This is a genomic window from Diaphorobacter oryzae DSM 22780, from assembly GCF_059568935.1.
In genome coordinates this window covers 666,367-687,341 of the sequence record NZ_JCANUL010000001.1, presented here as the reverse complement: position 1 = coordinate 687,341, position 20,975 = coordinate 666,367, and the positions used below count along the sequence as shown (strand labels likewise).

At 71.1% G+C, this 20,975-nt stretch carries 17 protein-coding genes; 7 read left to right on the top strand and 10 right to left on the bottom strand.

What is annotated here, in order from left to right; all coding sequences use genetic code 11:
• Positions 1–127 precede the first annotated feature (127 nt).
• Positions 128–745 carry an OmpW/AlkL family protein gene (locus tag BP68_RS03150; RefSeq protein ID WP_496368988.1) on the top strand — a complete coding sequence of 206 codons (618 nt, stop codon included), beginning with the start codon at positions 128–130 and terminating at the stop codon, positions 743–745.
• A gap of 86 nt (positions 746–831) precedes the next feature.
• Here the strand turns inward: BP68_RS03150 and thiE are convergent, their stop codons facing one another.
• The 4 genes from thiE to thiO are packed head-to-tail and all read right to left on the bottom strand — an operon-like array spanning position 832 to position 3,924.
• Positions 832–1,761: a thiamine phosphate synthase gene (gene thiE, locus BP68_RS03145; RefSeq protein WP_496368986.1), complete on the bottom strand. Its 930-nt coding sequence runs from the start codon at positions 1,759–1,761 to the stop codon at positions 832–834.
• Positions 1,762–1,763: 2 nt separating this feature from the next.
• Positions 1,764–2,588 (bottom strand): thiazole synthase, encoded by an 825-nt coding sequence (locus tag BP68_RS03140; RefSeq protein ID WP_496368985.1) that lies wholly within the window; start codon positions 2,586–2,588, stop codon positions 1,764–1,766.
• 5 nt (positions 2,589–2,593) lie between these two features.
• Positions 2,594–2,791: a sulfur carrier protein ThiS gene (thiS, locus tag BP68_RS03135; RefSeq protein ID WP_496368984.1), complete on the bottom strand. Its 198-nt coding sequence runs from the start codon at positions 2,789–2,791 to the stop codon at positions 2,594–2,596.
• Between the two features lie 8 nt (positions 2,792–2,799).
• Complete coding sequence (thiO, locus tag BP68_RS03130; RefSeq protein ID WP_496368982.1) at positions 2,800–3,924, bottom strand: glycine oxidase ThiO; 1,125 nt, start codon at positions 3,922–3,924, stop codon at positions 2,800–2,802.
• A gap of 313 nt (positions 3,925–4,237) precedes the next feature.
• On the opposite strand from thiO, the gene thiD reads away from it, so the two are divergent.
• Positions 4,238–5,101: a bifunctional hydroxymethylpyrimidine kinase/phosphomethylpyrimidine kinase gene (gene thiD, locus BP68_RS03125; RefSeq protein WP_496368980.1), complete on the top strand. Its 864-nt coding sequence runs from the start codon at positions 4,238–4,240 to the stop codon at positions 5,099–5,101.
• 3 nt (positions 5,102–5,104) lie between these two features.
• Here the strand turns inward: thiD and BP68_RS03120 are convergent, their stop codons facing one another.
• Entirely contained in the window at positions 5,105–5,551 is a 447-nt protein-coding gene (locus BP68_RS03120; RefSeq protein WP_496369070.1) for an SH3 domain-containing protein, read from the bottom strand.
• A 355-nt stretch (positions 5,552–5,906) separates the two neighbouring features.
• Between BP68_RS03120 and BP68_RS03115 the strand changes: the two genes are divergently transcribed.
• The 3 genes from BP68_RS03115 to BP68_RS03105 all read left to right on the top strand — a co-directional run bounded on the left by BP68_RS03115 (position 5,907) and on the right by BP68_RS03105 (position 9,777).
• Positions 5,907–7,007, top strand: coding sequence for a PQQ-dependent sugar dehydrogenase (locus BP68_RS03115; RefSeq protein ID WP_496369068.1), 1,101 nt, complete (start codon positions 5,907–5,909; stop codon positions 7,005–7,007).
• Positions 7,008–7,072: 65 nt separating this feature from the next.
• Entirely contained in the window at positions 7,073–7,681 is a 609-nt protein-coding gene (locus BP68_RS03110) for an isochorismatase family protein (RefSeq protein WP_496368978.1), read from the top strand.
• Between the two features lie 191 nt (positions 7,682–7,872).
• Complete coding sequence (locus tag BP68_RS03105) at positions 7,873–9,777, top strand: propionate--CoA ligase (RefSeq protein WP_496368976.1); 1,905 nt, start codon at positions 7,873–7,875, stop codon at positions 9,775–9,777.
• 70 nt (positions 9,778–9,847) lie between these two features.
• Here BP68_RS03105 and BP68_RS03100 read toward each other — a convergent pair whose 3' ends face one another.
• From BP68_RS03100 to BP68_RS03080, 5 genes are all read right to left on the bottom strand, one after another.
• Positions 9,848–13,786, bottom strand: coding sequence for a sensor domain-containing protein (locus BP68_RS03100; RefSeq protein WP_496368975.1), 3,939 nt, complete (start codon positions 13,784–13,786; stop codon positions 9,848–9,850).
• A gap of 201 nt (positions 13,787–13,987) precedes the next feature.
• A complete protein-coding gene (locus BP68_RS03095; protein WP_496368973.1) occupies positions 13,988–14,929 on the bottom strand; it encodes a DMT family transporter in 942 nt (313 codons plus the stop codon).
• Positions 14,926–15,474: a methylated-DNA--[protein]-cysteine S-methyltransferase gene (locus BP68_RS03090; RefSeq protein WP_496368972.1), complete on the bottom strand. Its 549-nt coding sequence runs from the start codon at positions 15,472–15,474 to the stop codon at positions 14,926–14,928. Before BP68_RS03090 ends, BP68_RS03095 begins: the two co-directional genes overlap by 4 nt.
• Positions 15,475–15,534: 60 nt before the next feature.
• On the bottom strand, positions 15,535–17,055 hold the full coding sequence (locus tag BP68_RS03085) for a DNA-3-methyladenine glycosylase 2 family protein (protein WP_496368970.1): 1,521 nt from the start codon (positions 17,053–17,055) through the stop codon (positions 15,535–15,537).
• A 238-nt stretch (positions 17,056–17,293) separates the two neighbouring features.
• Positions 17,294–17,989: a PA4824 family protein gene (locus tag BP68_RS03080; protein ID WP_496368968.1), complete on the bottom strand. Its 696-nt coding sequence runs from the start codon at positions 17,987–17,989 to the stop codon at positions 17,294–17,296.
• Positions 17,990–18,154: 165 nt separating this feature from the next.
• On the opposite strand from BP68_RS03080, the gene BP68_RS03075 reads away from it, so the two are divergent.
• Both BP68_RS03075 and BP68_RS03070 read left to right on the top strand, forming a co-directional pair.
• Positions 18,155–19,543, top strand: a complete 1,389-nt coding sequence (locus BP68_RS03075; protein ID WP_496368966.1) for a phosphomannomutase/phosphoglucomutase — start codon at positions 18,155–18,157, stop codon at positions 19,541–19,543.
• 29 nt (positions 19,544–19,572) lie between these two features.
• Positions 19,573–20,952, top strand: coding sequence for a 3-deoxy-D-manno-octulosonic acid transferase (locus BP68_RS03070; RefSeq protein ID WP_496368964.1), 1,380 nt, complete (start codon positions 19,573–19,575; stop codon positions 20,950–20,952).
• Positions 20,953–20,975: the final 23 nt, after the last annotated feature.

Here is a 20,975-nt window from a genome sequence, read left to right as displayed (position 1 = left end):
ATGCTTCGGGACAACACCGATGGACAGAGGCGGATAAGGTTTGATCTGCGGCAATATTGACCTGACGATTCGTAGGCTTAATACATGCACGGGGGTCGTCCCCGTTCAACCGACGTATCGAGTCAACATGAAAAAGAATCTGCTGGCCCTGGCCGCTCTGTGTGCAATGACCTCCGGTGCTGCATTCGCGCAGCAGGCTGAAGAAGGTTCCTGGCTGGTGCGCGCTCGCGCCGTGAACCTGGACAGCGCCAACAAGGACAGCACGGGCCTGGGGTTGTCGATCAACGACAAGGTCATCCCCGAGGTCGATGTTTCCTACTTCTTCACGCCCAACATCGCCGCTGAGCTGGTCCTGACCTATCCGCAAAAGCATGACCTGCGCGCCAACGGCCTGGGCAAGATCGGTTCGCTCAAGCACCTGCCGCCCACGCTGCTGGCCCAGTACCACTTCACCAACTTCAGCGGCTTCAAGCCCTACGTGGGTGCCGGCGTGAACTACACGCGCTTCTCCAACGTGCGCTTCGCGCCCGCCGTGGACGCGGCCCTGAGCCCCTCCATCGACAAGAACAGTTGGGGCGGCGCGCTGCAGGTGGGTGTGGACATCCCCCTGTCCAAGAACCTGTACCTGAACTTCGACGTCAAGAAGGTCTTCATCAAGACCGACGTGCTCTCCGCCGGTGCCAAGGTCGGCACGTTCAAGGTCAACCCCGTGCTCGCGGGCGTGGGCCTGGGCTGGCGCTTCTAAGCCGGGCCCGGCAATACGGTTTCTTCATGGTGGGGTGGGCCGGCGCGCAAGGCGCCGGCCCTTTTTTGCTTTTTGGCCGCGCCCGGTCAGGAGTGGAGCCCACCGGCCCTCATGGCGGCCATCAGCTCCGTGGCGGCGGCCTCGGGCTGGTCAGCATTGACCAGCGCGCGCACCACGGCGATGGAGCCCACGCCCGTCGCCAGCACCTGCGCAAACTGCGACAGGCCTATGCCGCCAATCGCCACCTGCGGGTAGCCGCGCATCAGCCGCGCATAGGCGTCAAGCCGCGCCACGCCCTGTGGCACGGTGGCCATTTTCTTCAGCGTGGTGGGAAACACCGCGCCCATGGCGATGTAGCTGGGGCTGGCGGCATCGGCGCGCACCATCTCGGCGTAGCCGTGGGTGCTGACGCCCAGGCGCAGACCGGCCTCGCGGATGGCGCGCAGCTCGTCGGGCTGCAGGGCGTCCAGATCCTCCTGGCCCAGGTGCACGCCGTAGGCGCCCGCGGCAATAGCCGCGCGCCAGTGGTCGTTGATGAACAGCAGCGCATCGGTGCCCTGCATGGCCTGCACGGCGGCGCGCACCTCGTGCGCGATGGCGGCCTCGTCGGTGGATTTGTAGCGCAGCTGCACCGTGGGCACGCCGGCGCGCGCCATGCGGCCTACCCAGGCGGCGTCGGGCAGCACGGCGTACAGGCCCAGTGCCTGGGGGCAGGGGGCGAAGGGTTGTGCATGGGGAAGCGGCTGTAGGCCGAAGTCGGCCGGCTCGTCGGGCCAGCGGGCGGCGTCGAAACGCCCCAGGCGCCGCGTCTGCGCGGCCCAGGCGCGGGCCAGGCAGTCCGCATCGTGGGCGATGAAGCCCAGGGCGCTGCACGCGGCCAGGGCGGCGCGGTAGACCGGCTCATCCACTGCCGCCGCGGGCGCGGGTTGGGCGGGGAAGTCCGCGTAGGTCGCGGCGTGGCGCTGCAAGATGGCCTGCGCCATGGTGGCCTCGGAGGGATGGGTGGACGGCGCCATGCTCAGCCCTGCGCGTGGTGCCAGAACGGCGTGCCCAGCACGGGCGTGCTGGGCTGCGCGGCCTCCTGCGGCGCCATGGCGCCCGCCATGCGGGCGGCGCGGCCGGCGGCCACGGCGTCGGCAAAGGCGCCGGCCATCTGCACGGGGTCGGTCGCCAGGGCCACGGCGGTGTTGAGCAGCACGCCGTCGTAGCCCCACTCCATGACCTGGCAGGCGTGTGACGGCAGGCCCAGGCCGGCGTCCACCAGCATGGGGACGGTCAGCCGTTCGCGCAGCAGTTGCAGCGCATAGGGGTTGACGGGGCCGCGGCCCGTGCCGATGGGGGCGGCCCAGGGCATGACGGCCTGGCAGCCCACGTCCACCAGGCGCTGGCACAGCACCAGGTCCTCGGTGCAGTAGGGCAGCACATGGAAGCCCTCGCGGATGAGCTGCTCGGCCGCCTGCACCAGGTTCAGCGTGTCGGGCTGCAGGGTGTAATCGTCGCCGATCAGCTCCAGCTTGATCCAGGGCGTGTCGAACACTTCGCGCGCCATGTGGGCGGTGGTGATGGCTTCCTGCAGGCTGTGGCAGCCGGCGGTGTTGGGCAGCACGGGGACCTGCAGGCGTTTGAGCAACTCCCAGAAGCTGCCGCCTGTTTCGGCCGGGTTGCTGCCCTGGCGGCGCAGCGACGCCGTGACCATGGCGGGACGGGCGCGTTGCACCGCGGCCTCGAGCACGGCGGGCGAAGGGTAGCGGGCCGTGCCCAGCAGCAGGCGGCTCTGGAAGGTCTGGCCATAGAGCACCAGGGCATCGGCGCTGGGAGCGGGGGCAAAGTGGTGGTGGGTCATGGTGGTCAGCCGCCGGTCACCGGCGCAATGATTTCGATCTGGTCGCCGGGCTGCAGCGCGTGGGTGGCGTAGCGTGCCTGGGGCACGAACTGCAGGTTCACGGCCACGGCGAACGGGGGCTTGGGCTGCTGGTGCGCCACGGCATCGGCCACGGTGGCGCCGGCGGGCAGGTCAACGGCGGTCTGGTTGATGAGAACGTTCATGGACTGGTTCAAGGGTGGAGTGCCGCCTCGCGTTCGAGCTGCAACGACAGGTCGAACCCGGGGGCCAGCGCGGATTGTCCCGTGTTCAGCACCTGCATGACCACGTCGAGCATGGCGGGGGCGATCATGAAACCGTGGCGGTACAGGCCGTTGACCTCCAGCACCCGGTCGCGCACCACGCGCACGGCGGGCAGGTTGTCGGGCAGGGTGGGGCGGCACTGGGTGGCGATCTCGAGGATGCGCGCCTCGGCAAAGCCCGGGTGCACGGCATAGGCGGCGCTCAGCAGCTCCAGCGTGGAGCGCACGCTGGCCGGCGAGAGGTCGTCGGACTCGATCTCGGTGGCGCCGATGACGAACAGGTGGTCCTGCTTGGGCGCGATGTAGATCGGGTAGCGCGGGTGGACCAGGCGCGTGGGGCGCTGGAGCTCCACGTCCGGCGCATGCAGGCGCACGACCTCGCCGCGCACGCCGCGCAGCGCGGGCCATTGGGCCCGGGCGCCCAGGCCCCGGCAGTCCAGCACCAGGTCGGGCTGGCCGGCGCTGCCCGGGGCGAAGTCCGCCGGTGTGCGCGGGCTGTGCCAGTGAACGGCCACGCCCAGCCGCTCCATGGTGGTGGCCAGCGCGGCCAGCAACTGGCGGTTGTCGAGCTGCCCCTCGCCGGGCAGGTACAGGCCCTGGTGGAAGCGCTGGGCCACGGCGGGCTCCAGCGCGGCTACGCCCGCACCGTCGAGCGGCTGCATGTGGGGCAGTTGGGGCACCAGGCCCTGGGCCTGCTCCAGCTTGTGGCGCAGGCGGGCGGCCTCGGGGGCGTCCTGGCGGTGCCACAGGATCAGCGTGCCGTTGTGCTGCAGGTACACGGGTTCGGCCAGCGTTTCGAGCAACTGCGGCCAGCGCGCCAGGGAATGCTGGCCCATGCGCACCACGCCGGGTTCGGTCACCGCCGACTCGGCCAGCGGCGCCAGCATCGCGGCGGCCACGCGCGCGGCGGCGCCCTCGGCGTCGCGGCTGCCGGCCTCGTGGATCTCGATCCTGTGGCCCTGGCGTGCCAGTTCGACGGCCAGCAGGCGGCCCATGAGGCCGGCACCGAGGATGGTGATGGAGGAGGGGGAGCGAAGGGTGGGAAGGGAGAGCATCGTGTCCGTGTGCCAGCTGAGCCAAACAAGGGGACAAAACGGGGCAACGCACCGATGCTGGAAACTCCCCACGCCAGCATGACCTGGATCGGGTGGCGGGGCCGGCGCGCCGCCGCCCTGCGCATGCAAGGGCGGGCGGCGCGCCATCGCGGCCCCAGGGTATTTCTCAGTCGCCCGCCTGTGTGTGCGGCGGGGACACCCCTGTTTCGTCCGTGAAGGGCATTACAGCACAAGGCCCGAACCCCTGATGTTGACGTGGCGCAGGCTGTGGCGTTGCGGCCGGCGGTGCGGATGTTGGCCGATAATTTTTGCCATGAACAAAGACAACCAGTCGTCGTCCCCTTCCCATCCTGGCGGCCGGCGCTATGCCCGGGTGCTGTCGATCGCGGGCTCCGACAGCGGCGGCGGGGCCGGCATCCAGGCCGACCTGAAGACCTTCAGCGCCCTGGGCTGCTATGGCATGACGGCCATCACCGCGCTGACCGCGCAGAACACGCAGGGCGTGCGCGGCATCCATGGCGTGCCGCCCGGGTTTTTGGCCGCGCAGATCGATGCTGTGGTCGAGGACATCGGCGTGGACGCCGTGAAGATCGGCATGCTGCACTCGCCCGAGGTGGTGCAGGTGGTGGCCGATGCGATCCGCCGCTACGGCCTGCCCAACGTGGTGCTTGACCCGGTGATGGTGGCCACCAGCGGCGACCGCCTGATCGCCGAGGAAACGGTGGGCACGCTGGTGCGCGAGCTGTTCCCGCTGGCCGCGGTGGTCACGCCCAACCTGGACGAGGCGGGCTGGCTGCTGGGCCGCAGCGTCGCCGACGAGGCCGCGCTGGACGCCGCCGCCGACGGCCTGCTGGCCCTGGGTGCCCGCGCCGTGCTGCTCAAGGGCGGGCATCTGCCGGGCGACTGGGTGGTGGATGTGCTGGCGCTGCCCGGCGGCGAGCACCACCGCCTGGGCTCGGCACGCATCGCCACGCACAACGGCCACGGCACGGGCTGCACGCTGTCGTCGGCCATCGCAGCGCACCTGGCGCTGGGCCAGCCGCTGGTGACGGCGGTGGAGAGCGCGCGCCGCTACATCCTGGGCGCGATTGCCGCCGGTGCCGACGTGCACACGGGCCATGGCCACGGCCCGCTCAACCATGGCTACGCGCCGCTGCCGCAGCGCGTGCTGGGGTAAGGCCTACCAGCCCCAGGTCAGGCGCTTGGCCACCCAGCCCTTCTGGCCGCCGTCGCGCTGCACCCGGGCCCAGCCTCCGGACTGGCCCAGGGTGCGCACCACCTCATGCTGCTGCAGCTTGCCCACGGTCTTGTGCTGCTGGCTGGGGCCGGCGCGCAGGTTGGCGCTGCGCGCGGTCACCACGCGGTGGGGCGTCTTGTCGGTCAGCGGCGCGAACACCCAACCCAGCGGTGCCTCGAAATCCCGCACCTTGATCCACTGGCCCTTGCGCTGCTGGACCTGCAGCGGGTAGCCCTTGCTCAGTTCCCACAGCGTGTCGGAACGGGTGCTGGGCCGCTCGCGCACATTCACGGTATTGCCCTGGATGCTGACGAACTCGCGTGCCTGCGCCGCAACGGGCGACAGCAGGGGCGCGGCAAGTGCGGCGGTGGCAGCGGCGGCAAAAACCATGCGGGCGAAACGGGGCAGTGCAAAAGACACGGGGCGGAACTCCTTTTTCTGTGAAGACTGAGTGAAAGACCACCAGGGTGGAGGGCCTGCTGGGCGTGAAGTTCCGGCGATGTGCCCCGGAGACCCGTCTGGATGGTTGTTTTGCTATCAAAAGTGAAGCTGCTTGCGCTTTGTTGGTAAGGCGTAATGCCGGTTTTTATATGTTTTTTGGGGTGGGCGGGCCATGCCCTTCGCCCCGCGTCTGCGTGCCATGATGCACGGGCGTTGGCTTCAGGAGCGGATCATGAGACAGGCAGAAATGAGGGCGCGACGGCCCCGCCGCCGGTGGGCCATCGCGGTGTGCGCGGGTCTGGGCATGGCGGCCGCCTTGGGCGCCCGGGCCCAGGACGGCGCGCGGGTGCAGCCTGTGGCGGCGCGCAGCCAGGCCACGGCCGAGGTGGTGGCCACGGGCCTGGCCCATCCCTGGGGCCTGGCCTTTCTGCCCGACGGGCGCTTTCTGGTCACCGAGCGGCCCGGCCGGCTGCGCGTGGTGGAGCCCGGCGGCCGCCTGGGCCCGCCCCTGGGCGGGTTGCCGCGCGTGGCGGCGGGCGGGCAGGGCGGTTTGCTGGACGTGATCACCGACGCCGACTTTGCCCGCAACCGGCGCATCTTCTTTTGCTATGCCGAGCCCGCGCCGGGTGGCGTCAACGGCACGGCGCTGGCCAGCGCCACGCTGGCGCCCGGCGCATCGGAGTTGTGGGATGTGCGGCTGCTCTTCAGCCAGACCCCCAAGGTGGCAAGCCAGCTGCACTTCGGCTGCCGCATCGTGCAGGCGCCGGACGGCCAGCTGTTCCTCACGCTGGGCGAGCGCTTCGGCCGCAAGGACGACGCGCAGCGGCTGGACAACCACCTGGGCAAGGTCGTGCGCCTGGCGCCCACGGGCGGCGCCGCGCCGGGCAACCCGTTGACCGGCCGTGCGGGCGCGCTGCCGGAAATCTGGAGCTGGGGCCACCGCAACCCCCAGGGCGCGGCGTGGGGGCCGGATGGCCGGCTGTGGATCCATGAGCACGGGCCGCAGGGCGGCGACGAAATCAACCGCCCCGAGCCCGGGCGCAACTACGGCTGGCCCGTGGTCTCCCATGGCGAGAACTACGGCGGCGGCCGGATCGGCGAGGGCACGGCCAAGGCTGGCATGGAGCCGCCGCTGCACTACTGGGTGCCGTCGATCGCGCCCTCGGGCATGGCCTTCCTCACCAGCGACCGCTATGGCGCCGCCTGGAAGGGCAGCCTGTTCATCGGCTCGCTCAAGTTCGCGCGCCTGCACCGGCTGGAGCTGCACGAAGGCCGGGTGGTGCGCGACGAGTACCTGCTGGACAGCCTGGGCGCGCGCATCCGCGATGTGCGCCAGGGCCCCGACGGGTGGCTGTACCTGCTCACCGACAGCGCGGACGGGCAGCTGCTGCGCCTCAAGCCCTGAGCGCCAGCGCGCGAGCCCCGCCTGCGACAATGGCCGCCTGAATTTTGAACAGAACATTGACCGCCATGCTGCTTGACGCCTCCGAATCCCAACTCGTGCTCGTGGACTACCAGGAACGCCTGATGCCCGCCATCTTCGAAGGCCCGGCCGTGCTGGCCAACGCCCGCAGGCTGGCCCAGATCGCCCAGATGCTGGACGTGCCCGTGTGGGGCACGGAGCAGAACCCCTCGCGCCTGGGGCCAAATGACCCGGCGCTGCGCGCGCTGTGCCGCCGCACGCTGGCCAAGATGCACTTCAGCGCCACCGAGGAGGGCCTGGGCGAATGGCTGCGCCCGCCCGCCAAGCCCCAGGGCGGCAATGCGCGCAGCCTGCCCAAGCACCTGCAAAAGGCCCGCGAGCAGCAGCCGGCGCCCGAGCCGGGCAGCATCGTCATCGCCGGCTGCGAGGCCCATGTCTGCCTGCTGCAGACGGCGCTGGATCTGCTGGAGGATGATTTCGAGGTCTGGGTCGTCACCGACGCCTGCAGCTCGCGCACCGAGCGCAACCGCGACGCCGCCTTCGACCGCCTGGCCGGCGCGGGCGCCGAGCTGGTCACCACCGAGATGGTGGCCTTCGAGTGGCTGCGCAGCTGCGAACACCCGGCGTTCAAGGACATGCTGGCGCTGGTGAAATAAGGAGTTGGTGCATTTTGGGGCTCCAGCGCTTGTGTGGAAAGCGCTGGGTGCTATGAAAAAGTGACTGGGGTGCGGCCACGGCAGGTCAGGCAGGCGTCAGCTTCTCGCAAGCGCCGCGTGAATAATTACGGGCTCTGGATGATTCCCTCCCCACGCCAGGCCGGCGCGGGGCATTCCAAGGAGACAGCCCCATGGCCGCCGAACACGCCCCCTACGCCGATTTCCACCACCGCTCCATCGAAGAGCGCGACGCCTTCTGGGCCGAACAGGCCCGCCTGATCGACTGGCAGCAGCCGCCGCAGCAGATCTGCGACTGGAGCAACCCGCCGTTCGCCAAGTGGTTCGTGGGCGGCACCACCAACCTGTGCCACAACGCGGTGGACCGCCACCTGGCCGAGCGCGCGCAGCAGAACGCCCTGGTGGCCATCTCCACCGAGACCAACACCGAGCGCGCCTACACCTATACCGAGCTGCACCAGGAGGTGCAGCGCATGGCCGCCAGCCTGCAGGCGCTGGGCGTGCAGCAGGGCGACCGCGTGCTGATCTACATGCCCATGATCGCCGAGGCGGCGTTCGCCATGCTGGCCTGCGCGCGCATCGGGGCGCTGCACTCGGTGGTGTTCGGCGGTTTCGCCTCGTCGTCGCTGGCCTCGCGCATCGAAGACGCCGAGCCCGTGGTGATCGTGAGCGCCGACGCGGGCTCGCGCGGCGGCAAGGTCGTGCCCTACAAGCCGCTGCTCGACGAGGCCATCGAGCTGTCGGCGCACAAGCCGGCGGCCGTGCTGCTGGTGGACCGCGGCCTGGCCCCCGCCACCATGCGCGCCGGGCGTGATCACGACTGGGCTGCGCTGCGCGCGCAGCACCTGAATGCCCAGGTGCCCTGTACCTGGGTGGAGTCCACGCACCCCAGCTACACGCTCTACACCAGCGGCACCACCGGCAAGCCCAAGGGCGTGCAGCGCGACACCGGTGGCTACACCGTGGCGCTGGCGTCCAGCATGCGCCACATCTTCCAGGCGAACCCGGGCGACACATACTTCTGCACCAGCGACATCGGCTGGGTGGTGGGCCACAGCTACATCATCTACGGCCCCTTGATCGGCGGCATGACCACCATCCTGTACGAGGGCCTGCCCGTGCGGCCCGACGCGGGCATCTGGTGGAGCATCGTCGAGAAGTACCAGGTCACGCACATGTTCTCGGCGCCCACGGCGGTGCGCGTGCTGAAGAAGCAGGACCCCGAATACCTGAAGAAACACGACATCAGCAGCCTCAAGGCCCTGTGGCTGGCCGGCGAGCCGCTGGACGAGCCCACGGCCACCTGGATCAGCGGCGCGCTGAACGTGCCCATCATCGACAACTACTGGCAGACCGAGACCGGCTGGCCCATCATGACGCTGTGCAACGGCGTGGAGCCGCAGGCCTCGCGCTTCGGCAGTCCGGGCAAGGCGGTGTACGGCTACAACGTCAAGCTGATCGACGAGGCCACGGGCGAGGAACTGACGGCGCCCAACCAGAAGGGCGTGGTCGCCATCGAGGGGCCCTTGCCCCCGGGCTGCCTGCAGACCGTGTGGCGCAACGACGAGCGCTTCGTCAACACCTACTGGAAGAGCATTCCGGGGCGCCTGATCTACAGCACCTTCGACTGGGGCGTGCGCGACGCCGATGGCTACTACTTCATCCTGGGCCGCACCGACGACGTGATCAACGTGGCCGGCCACCGCCTGGGCACGCGCGAGATCGAGGAGTGCATCGCCGGCCACGCCAACATTGCCGAGGTGGCCGTGGTGGGCGTGGCCGACCAGCTCAAGGGCCAGGTGGCCATGGCGTTCGCCGTGCCGCGCGATGCCTCGGGCCTGGTGGACGATGCCGCGCGCCTGAAGTTCGAGGGCGAGGTGATGAAGCAGGTGGATGCCCAGCTGGGCGCCGTGGCCCGCCCCGCGCGCGTGATCTTCGTGACCATGTTGCCCAAGACGCGCAGCGGCAAGCTGCTGCGCCGCGCCCTGCAGGCCGTGGCCGAGCGGCGCGACACGGGCGACCTGACCACCATGGAAGACCCGGTGGCGCTGCAGCAGATCAAGGAGCTGCTGGGCTGACGGCCTGATCAGCTATGTTTTTCATAGCCTCTAGCGCTTGGTGGGTAAGCGCTAGAGGCTTTTTTCATGCTTATGCGCTGACGGATTCGGGGCAGGGCGCGGCCGCCATGCCCGGTGCGCCGGCCTTCTCGCCGGCCTTTTCTTCCGCCACTTCGCCGGCTGCCGCGCCCGCCGCTTCGCACCACAGCGCCGGTGCCTGCCAGTCCGCGGCCCAGGCGGCGAACTGCGCCGCCGGCATGGGGCGGGCGATGCAATAGCCCTGCGCCAGGCTGCAGCCCAGCTGCAGCAGCGCCAGGCCCTGTTCCTCGGTCTCCACGCCCTCGGCCACGATGCCGCAGCCGAAGGACCGGGCCAGGCCGATCACTCCCTGCACGATGGCGCGGTCGCCGGCGTCGGTCAGCATGCCGGCGACGAAGCTGCGGTCCAGCTTGAGTTGGTCCATGGGCAGGCGGCGCAGGTAGGCCAGCGACGAGTAGCCCGTACCGAAATCGTCGAACGCGATGTGCATGCCCAGCGCGCGCAGGCGCGCGAGTTCCTGCGCGACATGCTCGATCTCGTACAGCGCGGCGCTCTCGGTGAGCTCCAGGGCCAGCAGCCGCGGCGGCACCTCGGGGTGCTGGGCCAGGCGTTCGGCCATCCAGTCGGCGAAGCCGCGGCGGTGCAGGTGCTCCGGCGTGATGTTGATGCTGACCGGCAGGTGCAGGCCCTGGGCCATGAGCGCGGGAATGATCCCCAGGGCCGTGTCCACCACCCATTCGCCGAACAGCGCCTGCAGCTCCGCGTGCTCCTCGATGAGGGGCAGGAAATGCGCCGGCGCCAGCAGCCCGCGTTCGGGATGCTGCCAGCGCGCCAGCGCCTCCGCGCCGACCACCGTGCCCCGGCGCATGTCCACCTTGGGCTGCAGGTACAGCGCCAGCTCGCCGCGCTTGAGCGCCTGCGCGAGCTCCGCGCAGCGCTCGCGCTGGCGCTGGCGTGCGCGCTCCTCGGCCGCATCGAAGCCATGGAAGCGGTTGCGCCCGGCCTGCTTGGCAGCGTACATGGCCTGGTCGGCGTGGCGCAGCAGGGCGTCGGCGTCGGCGCTGTCGTCGGGGTAGAGCGTGTAGCCGATGCTGGCGGTGACCAGCACGCGCTCGCCGTCCAGGGTGTAGGGCGCTGCGACGCTGTCCATCACCGCGCGCAGCCGCTGTTCGCATTCCTGGGCGCCGGCCAGGCCCGGCAGCAGGATCACGAACTCGTCGCCCCCCAGCCGCGCCACGCAGTCGGACAGGCGCAGCGAGCGCTTGAGGCGTTCGGCCACCACCACCAACAGGCGGTCGCCGCAGGCGTGGCCCAGTCGGTCGTTGACGGGCTTGAAGCCGTCCAGGTCCAGGTAGGCCACGCCGAGCTGCAGGCCCTGCGCGCGGCAGTGCTCCATGCTTTTGCGCAGCCGGCGCTCCAGCAGGACGCGGTTGGGCAGGCCGGTGAGCGCGTCATAGAGGGCCATGCGTTCGAGCTGCTGCTCCTGCGCGCGCTGGCTGCTCACGTCGATGGACAGGCCCACCATGCGCGTCGGCCGGCCCGAGGCGTCGTGCGCCACGATCTTGCCCAGGCTGCGAATCCAGCGCAGGCTGCCCTGGGGGGACAGCACCTGGTAAGTGACGTCGAACGGCGTGCCGGGGTCGGCCAGGTGGCGCTGCAGCTCCAGCATGACGGCGTCAATGTCCTCGGGCGCGATGCCGGCGGTCCATTGCGTGGCCGATGGCCCGCCCGCCTCGGTGGGCTGCAGGCCGCACATGGCGCGCCAGCGGTCGTCGCCCGTGACCTCGCCGCTGGGCAGGTCCCAGTCCCACAGTCCCAGCGCGGCGGCGGCGATGGTGAGCGACAGCAGTTCCTCGCGCTCGCGCACGCGTTGCTCGGCTTGCTTGCGCTCGGTGATGTCGTGCAGCGCGAACAGCCAGCAGGCCTCGCCATTGACGTCGATGGAACTCATGGACTGCAGCACCGTGCGCTTGTCGCCGCCGCGCGTGGTCAGTTCTATCTCGTAGCCCACGAGCTGGCCCTGGCGCGTGGCGGCCTCTATGAGTTCGGCGCGCGCCTGCGGGGAATAGATGCCCATCTCCACCACCGTGCGGCCCAGCGCCTCGTCGCGCGTGAAGCCCAGCGCCTGCTCCCAGGCGGGGTTGACGTCGATGTAGGTGCCGTCCGCGCGGCGCGAAAACCCCAGCGGGTAGGGCAGCAACTGGAAGATGATCGCCAGCCGGTCCTCGGACGAACGCAGCCGCTGCGCCGCGCGGCGCTGTTCGTCGATGTCCTGCAGGATGCCGCGCACGCGCACCACGCGGTCGGCCTCCACGATGGGCTCGCCACGCACGCGCACCCACAGCGGGAGCCCGTCGGCCCGCAGGATCTCGATTTCCATGCTCCAGATCGCCCGTTCGCGCAGGCAGCGGCGCATCTGCATCTGCATGGCATCGCGCCACGCCGGCGCCACGAAGTCCTGCACATAGTCGCGCGGCAGCGGCTCGCCGGGCTCCAGGCCATGGATGGCAAAGCACACGTCGGACCAGTAGGTGATGCCCTGGCCGGGCACCTCTTCCCACACGCCCAGGCGTGCCATCCAGCCCGCCTGGCGCAGCAGGCTGTTGGCGGCCAGCAGCTCGTCGCGCACGCGCCGCTCCTGCGACAGGTCGTGGAACACGAAGACCAGGCAATCCTCCTCGCCAATGCGTGCCGAGCGGGCGGACATCAGGCCGGGTATCTCCTCCCCATGGCGGCAGGCGGTCATGGGCAGGCCGCGCACCTCGCCCTGCGTCTGCAGCACTTCCAGCAGGCGGTCGCGTTCCAGCGCGCTGGGCCAGACGCCCAGCTCCAGCGAGGTGCGCCCCAGAATCTGCGCGCGCGGCTTGCCCAGCAGGCGCTCGAAGGCCGGGTTCACGTCGAGGTAGCAGCCGTCGGCCAGCCGCGAGATGCCGGCCGCGTCGGGCAGCGTCTGGTAGACGGTGGTGTACTTGGCCTCGGAGGCCTGCAGCGCCTCGCGGATCTCATGGTGCTCGGTGATGTCCAGGTCGATGCCGGCCAGGCGCAGCACGCGGCCGCCGGCGTCGCGCTCCACGGCGTAGCCGCGGGAGGACAGCCAGCGCCAGCGGCCCTGGTCGTCACGCATGCGGTATTCGTGGTGGATGCTTTCCTCTCGGCCGTCCAGCGCGCGAAGCACCTGGGGCGTCAGGCGCTTGAGGTCGTCGGGGTGGCAGCGGGCGGTCCAGCGCTGCCAGGATGCGTTCTCGTCGATCACGCACGCGGGCCCGCTGCTGTCGTCGTCCGGGCTGCCGGGCAGGCCGAACGTGCGGTAGAAGCGCCCGCGGTACGAGAGCCAGCGGGTGCGCGTGTCCCATTCCCAGCGGCCGCCGCCCGCGGCCTTGAGTGCGCGCAGCAGGTCCTCCTCGCGCTGGCGCATCCGGATCAGCGCCCGCGCGCGCCCGCGCAGCAGCTCGGTGCTGCCGCACAGCACGACGGTGCCGAAGATATAGCGCCAGGCAGTGCCGTGCAGCAACCAGTCGCCCAGCGTGGAGAGCGGGGTGCCGCTCACCTCCGTCCAGGGTAGCAGCGCGGGGGGCAGCGCCAGGGCCAGGCCGGCCACGGCTGCCCATGCCGGCACCTGCCAGCGCTGGCGCGCCACCCGCACAAGGCTGCCCAGCGCGAAACTGCAGGCCGCCAGGCCCAGGGCGGCGCCCCAGTCGGGCGCCCCAGCAAGCCCATGGCCGGCCAGCGCCACGGCGGCGGCCACGCCCCCCGCCAGCGGCCCGAACAGGAAGGCCGCCGCGGCCAGGACGGGCGGGTGCACATGGAGAACGCCCGGGGCATTCAGCGGCAGTCCCTGCAGCGCCACCAGCACCGAAGCGATCCCGCCGGCCAGGCCCATCACAAGGCGCACATGGCGCGCGGGGTGCAGCAGGTCCTGCTGCGGTAGCGCCGCCACACCCGCGATCAGCAGCAGGTGCACGATGCCGGAAATCAGCACCTCATTCGGCATCGTTCACGCCCCCTGTGCGGGGCGGCTTTTGGGCGTGCAGGCACCTGCACCCGGCGGGGGCACGGGCCATGGGGATGGCTGGCGGCGCAATGGCGGCACGACTCGGCATGTATCCAAGTGTATTCTCGTGAGTTGACAGATGTCCGCTTCGAGCCCGCCGTGGCGACTGCTTCGGGGGAAGGAAAAACCCTGGGTTGCGTCCTAATCGGCCGTGGCGCCGGCCCGCGGGCGGGCGGGAGCGCCGATCAGCCCGGTGGACAGCATGGTGCCGCACACGATGATGCCACCGCAGGCCAGCATCCAGGGCGTGACGGCTTCGCCGAGGAAGACCGCGCCGTAGAAGACCGCGAACACCGGCGCGAGAAAGGTCACGGCCAGGGCCCGGCTCGGGCCCGCGTGGGCGATGAGGCGGAAGTACAGGATGTAGGCAATGCCCGTGCACAGCACCGCGATGGCCACGATGGCGGCCCAGGCGCGCAGGCCCGGCATCTGGGCGGGCCAGTACGCCAGCGTGGGCAGGGCCAGCCCGAGCGCCGCGCCCAGCTGGCTGCCCGTGGCAGTGGCCAGCGGCGGTATGCCCACCAGGTAGCGCCGCGCAAAGCTGGCCGCCACGGCATAGCAGGTGGACGCAAGCAGGCAGGCCGCGATCGCCCAGCCGGCATGGCTGCCTTTCACTCCCACGCCGGCGGGCGCGCGCCAGGCCAGCAGGGCCACGCCCACGAAGCCCAGCGCCAGCCCGAGCCAGCGCAGCCGGTTGATGCGGTCGCCCAGCCACACCCAGGCCACCAGCGCGCCGAACAGCGGCACGGTGGCGTTGAGGATGGAGGTCAGCCCGGTGGCGATGTGCATCACGGCCCAGGCGAACAGCGCGAACGGAATGGCCGAGTTGATGAGGCCGGCCAGCAGCACCGGCCGCCAGTGGCGGCGCAGCGCCGGCCATTCGCCCCGGTGCAGCAGGATGGGCCAGAGGAACAGCGTGGCCAGCGCCACGCGCAGCCCGGCCGTGGGCAGAGGCCCGAACTCGGCCGCGCCCATGCGCATGAACAGGAACGAGGCGCCCCACAGGCTGGCGAGCAGCACGAACTCGCCCACCCAGGCGGGTGCACGGGGGGCGGGGCGGCCGGGCGAGGGCGTGGCGTTCATGCGCAGGCGGGCAAGGGGTTGTCGGTGAGGGGCGCGGCGGGCTGCGCGGCCTCCAGCCGCAGCAGCGCCGTCTTGCGCGGCAGGCCGCCGGCGTAGCCCGTCAGCGCGCCGCCGCTGCCCAGCACGCGGTGGCAGGGCACGACCACGCTGAGGGGGTTGCGCCCCACGGCCGCGCCCACGGCGCGCACGGCGGCCGGGTTGCCGATCTGGCGCGCCAGTGCGCCGTAGCTGGTGGTGCTGCCGCGCGGGATGGCCAGCAGCGCCTGCCACACGGCCTGCTGGAACGGCGTGCCGCCCGACAGATCCAGCGGCAGATCGAACCCCGTGCGCGCGCCGTTCAGGTAGGCCTGCACCTGGGCCGCCGCCGCGCGCAGCAGGGGGTGGGCGTCGTCGGTGGGCCAGCAGCCCGCGCCGTCGAGCTGCGCCGGCAGGTGGCGCTGGCCGTCGAACCACAGGCCGACCAGGCCGCGCGCACTGGCGGCCAGGCGCATATCGCCCAGGGGGGTGGTGGTGCGGCTTTGCACCGTGTCGCGGGGGAATTGCATGGTGATTCCTTGATTAAACGCGAAATGGGCCATGAGCGCACAGGGGATAAGCGCTAGAAGCTATTGATTTGATAGCTTACGGGCCAGGCTGTCCCAGGCGCGGATCACGCCGTAGCTGCGCCAGGGGCGCCAGCCCTCGGCCATTGCGGTGGCGGCGCGCGCGGGCTGCGGCTGCCCCTGCACGCCCAGGGCCTTGTGCAGGGCCACGTCGCCGGCGGGGAAGGCGTCGGGCCAGCGCAGCGCGCGCATGGCGATGTACTGCGCCGTCCAGTCGCCGATGCCCGGGAGCTGGCGCAGCGCGGCAGTGGTGGCGTCCACATCGGCGCTGGCCTGCAGGCCGATCTGGCCGCTTTCGACCGCACGCGCCAGCGCCACGATGGCGGCCTGCCGCTGGCGCACGATGCCCAGCCGGCCCAGCGCATCGCCCTCGGCCGCGGCGAGCGCGGCGGGCGTGGGAAACAGCCGGTCCAGGCCCGGCCAGGGGGTGGCGATGGGTTCGCCAAAGTGCGCCACCAGCCGCTGGGCCAGCGTGCGCGCCGCCGCCACCGTGATCTGCTGGCCCAGCACGGCGCGCACGGCCAGCTCGAAACCGTCGAACGCGCCAGGCACGCGCAGGCCGTCGCCGTGCGCAAAGGCGGGGTGCAGCACGGCGTTGATGGCCTCGGGGTCGGCGTCCAGGTCGAGCAGGGCGCGCACGCGCGCGATCACCTGCGGCAGCACGGGCTGCAGGCCATCGCTGGTGCGCAGCAGCAGCTGGTCGCGGGCGGGGTCGAACTGCGCCTCCAGCCAGCCCGTGCAGGTGGCTCCGGCGCTGGTCAGGCGCACCGTGCGGCGCAGGAACGGGGCCCCGGGCGTGCCGACTTCCTCCAGTCCGTGGATCTGGCGTGCCCCAAAGAAGCCCAGCAGCGCCGCCACGTCGTAGGGCGGGCGGTAGCCCAGGCGAATCGGCCGGCTGCCCTGCTGCGCGCGCGCGTCGGGCGCGCCGCCCTGGCGGCGCAGCTGCGTGGGGTTGAGCCCGTAATGCGCGCTGAAGGCCGCATTGAAGCGCCGTACGCTGGCAAAGCCGCTGGCCAGCGCCACCTGGGTGATGGGCAGCGGCGTGTCGGTCAGGAGCTGCTTGGCCGCGAGCAGCCTCCGCGTCTGCAGATACTGCAGGGGCGATATGCCCAGGGCCGCGTCGAAGATGCGGCGCAGGTGCCGGTCGCTCACGCCCAGGCGCTGGGCCAGCCGGGCCACCAGGGCGCCGCCCTCGGGCTGGCCCCAGGACTCGGGCGCGTCCAGCAGCCGCAGGGCCTGGCGCACGAGGATGCCCGATGCGTCCTGTACCGACCAGACCAGCGCCTGCGGCGCCAGCTCGGGGCGGCAGCGCAGGCAGGGGCGAAAGCCGGCGCTTTCGGCCTGAGCGGCGAGCGAGAAGAATCGGCAGTTCTCGCGCCGCGGCGCGCGCACGGCGCAGACGGGGCGGCAATAGATGCCCGTGGAGGTCACGCCGGTGAAGAAGCGCCCGTCGAAGCGCGCGTCGCGGGCCTTCAGCGCGAGGTAGCGGGCGTCGTCATCGTCGGCGGGAAGTGGGGCAGGCATGGGGCACATGATAGGCCGCTCCCTGGCGTGCACTCGCCGTTTCCGGACATGCGCCTGGGCGGGTCAGTCCAGGAGGGCGCGGGCATGCACCCTTGCATCGCACAGCATGCGCAGATGCCGAGGCTCTGCCGTGCGGGTGGCTTCATATTTGGTAGCTGTCGGTGCTTGCCTGAAAAGGGGTGAGCGCAAAAAAGCCTGGGAAAAAGACCGCTGCCGCCTCGGGACTGGGAGCTTGTTTTCAGGGCAGCAAGGGGGCTGACAGCAGCCGCAACCCTATGGAAAACCAGCGTTGGTCGCCGCCGCCTCCGATGCGGTTGCCATAGGTCGCATCGATCTGCACGCGGTCTGGCACCAGCCAGTAGCGCAGGCCCACCTGCACCAGGGGCCTGCCCGAGCCTTGGCCATAGGTTTCGGCGATCAGCCAGGAGCGTGCCGCCAGCTGGGTTTCGGAGCCCAGCCCCCAGGTGGCGCGGTGGCTGCGCGTGCCTTGTTCGCGCAGCCAGCCTGCGTTGGCGTGCAGCACTACCGCGTCGTCCATCAGGGAGAAGCTGACGGGCACGTTGGCATACAGATCATGCCCGCCGCCTGCCGCAGGACGTGGATCGCGCTGCATGCCCAGCGTCAGGCCCACCCCCCAGCCATTGGTTTCCAGCGGCTTGAGCACGGTCTTGCCCTGCACCGTCTGGGCACTGTTGCGCGTGCTGCCATCCACCTGGGCCAATGCCCCGCCGACGGCCAGCTCCAGGTTGCCGGTGAAATTGCAGGCCGGCTGGACCCAGAACTCGGTGTGTCCCCGGGGACGCTTGACCCAACTTTCCACCTGGCAGGCCTTGGCGTCGACGATCCGGGCATCGTCCGTATTCATGGGGCGCGCGGCATGGGCGCCGCCAGTCAGCAGGGCTGCGGCGATGATCGTTGGCGTCAAGGGGCGCATGGGTTTTCCTTGGGGCTTCTTGCCGCGTCCAGCGCAGGCGTGCGTGGCGCAAAGCCGCGAGTCTAGCGCTGCATCGCGGCCTGAATGCGGCAAGGCGGGACCGCGTTGGCCGGTGCCGGCACCCCCTAAAATGGCCCGCTTCACGTTCTACCCATAGGCTTCGCAGTGCAACTATCTCCCTCGATTTTCAAGGCCTACGACATCCGCGGCATCGTTCCGAGCACGCTTGACGAATCCGTGGCACGGGGTCTGGGGCGCGCGTTCGGCATGGCCGCGCGGGCCGAGGGGCAGACCGTGGTGGCCGTGGGCCGCGACGGGCGCCTGTCGGGCCCGGCCTTGTCCCAGGCGCTGATCCAGGGGCTGGTGGACACGGGCATCGAGGTCATCGACATTGGCGCCGCCACCACGCCCATGCTGTACTTCGCGGCCAGCACGCTATGCGCCAGCGGCATTCAGGTCACGGGTAGCCACAACCCCAAGGACTACAACGGCTTCAAGATGGTGCTGGCCGGCCGCGCCATCTACGGCGAGGAAATCCAGCAGCTGCGCCGCACCATGGAGCAGGAAAGCTGGCAGCTCGCGCCCGGCGGCAGCGTGCGCCAGGCGGACGTGCTGGCGGCCTACGTGCAGCGCATCGTGGGCGACGTGAAGCTTGCCCGCCCGATGAAGATCGTGGTGGACAGCGGCAACGGCATCGCCGGCGCGTCGGCGCCCGGCATCTTCCGCGCGCTGGGCTGCGAGGTGGTCGAGCTGTTCTCCGAGGTGGACGGCAACTTCCCCAACCACCACCCCGACCCCAGCAAGCCCGACAACCTGCGCGACGTGATCGAGGCCCTGCGCAGCACTGACGCCGAGCTGGGCCTGGCCTTCGACGGCGACGGCGACCGCCTCGGCATCGTCACCAAGGACGGCCAGAACATCTTCCCCGACCGCCAGATGATGCTGTTCGCGCAGGACGTGCTGTCGCGCGTGCCGGGCGCGCCGGTCCTGTTCGACGTGAAATGCACGCAGCGCCTGGCGCCCGCGATCCGCGCCGCGGGCGGCGAACCGGTGATGTACAAGACCGGCCACTCGCTCATCAAGGCCCGCATGAAGGAGCTGAACGCCCCCCTGGGCGGCGAGATGAGCGGCCACATCTTCTTCAAGGAGCGCTGGTACGGCTTCGACGACGGCACCTACGCCGGCTGCCGACTGCTGGAGATCCTGAGCCGCCACGCCGACCCCAGCAGCGTGCTGAACCAGCTGCCCACCAGCCACTCCACGCCCGAGCTCAACGTGGCCTGCGAGGAGGGCGAGCCCCATCGCCTGACGGCCGAGCTGCAGGCGCTGGCCGCCGGCGCCTTCGCGGCGCCCGCCAGCATCAGCACCATCGACGGCCTGCGCGTGGACTGGCCCGACGGCTTCGGCCTGATCCGCGCGAGCAACACCACGCCCGTGCTGGTGCTGCGCTTCGAGGGCCACACGGCCGAGGCCATGCACCGCATCGAGTCCGCCATGCTCGCGCTGCTCGAGCGGGTGAAGCCTGGCGCCCAGGTGGGCGGCGCCGTACACTGACTGCCCCCTTCGGTCCACCCACGCATCGCATGCAGCGGCTAGCCCTCTGGCTCTACAGCCTGGCTCTGTGGCTGGCCACGCCGCTGCTGCTGCGCAAGCTGCGCCGCCGCGCGCGCACCGAGCCCGGCTACGCCGTGGCCGTGCCCGAGCGCTTCGGGCGTTACCCGCAGCCCCTGGACAGCCTGCTGCCGCGCGGCGCGGATGGCGCTGGCGAGGCGGTGGGCGCGGGCGAGTATTTCGTCTGGGTCCATGCCGTGTCGCTGGGCGAGACGCGCGCCGCGGCCATCCTGCTCAAGGAGCTGCGCCCGCTGCTGCCGGGCATGCGCCTGCTGCTCACGAACGGCACGGCCACGGGCCGCGCCGAGGGGGAAAAGCTGCTGCAGCCGGGCGACGTGCAGGTCTGGCAGCCCTGGGACACGCCGGGCGCCGTGCGGCGCTTTCTGCGCCAGTTCCGCCCGGCCATCGGCATCCTCATGGAAACCGAGATCTGGCCCAACCTCGTGGCCGGCTGCCGCGCGCGCCATGTGCCGCTGGTGCTGGCCAATGCCCGGCTCAACGAAAAGTCGCGCGCCGGCGCGCGCCGGCTGGCCTGGCTGGCGCGCCCCGCCTACGCGGGCCTGTCGGCCGTATGGGCCCAGACCGAAGAGGACGCCGAGCGCCTGCGCGACGTGGGCGCGCCGGTGGCCGGCGTGTTCGGCAACCTCAAGTTCGACGTGGTGCCATCGCCCGAGCAGCAGGCCCAGGGCCGCGCCTGGCGCGCCGCCAGCGCCCGCCCCGTGGTGCTGCTGGCCAGCAGCCGCGAGGGCGAGGAGGCGATGTGGCTGGAGGTTTTGAGGCAAAAATGGCCTCCAGGGCAGACTGGTGAAGCGCAAGATGCTATTAATACAGGAGCTATGATGCCCGTGCAGTGGCTCGTCGTGCCGCGCCATCCGCAGCGCTTCGACGCGGTGCAGCAGCTGTGCGAGGCCGCGGGCCTGCGCGTGTCGCGGCGCAGCCAGTGGGCCGGCGTGCCCGGCGCGGCCGACGTGTGGCTGGGCGACTCGCTGGGCGAGATGGCCCTGTACTACGGCATGGCGCATGTGGCCCTGCTGGGCGGCAGCTTTGCGCCGCTGGGCGGGCAGAACCTCATCGAGGCGGCGGCCGGCGGCTGCCCCGTGGTCATGGGGCCGCACACCTTCAACTTCGCCGAGGCGGCGCGGCTGGCCATGGCGGCCGGCGCCGCCGAGCGCGTGGAGGACATGGCCGAGGGCGTGCAGGCCGCCGTCGCACTGGCGTGTGACCCGCAGCGCCGAGCGCAGCTGTCCGAGCGTTGCCAGGCCTTCACTGAGGCCCACCGCGGGGCGGCCCTGGCCACGGCCCTGGCCGTGCTGCAACAGCTGCGCGAGGCGGTGGACGACCGGCCGGACTGACCCCGGCCCGTGCGTGGCGCAGG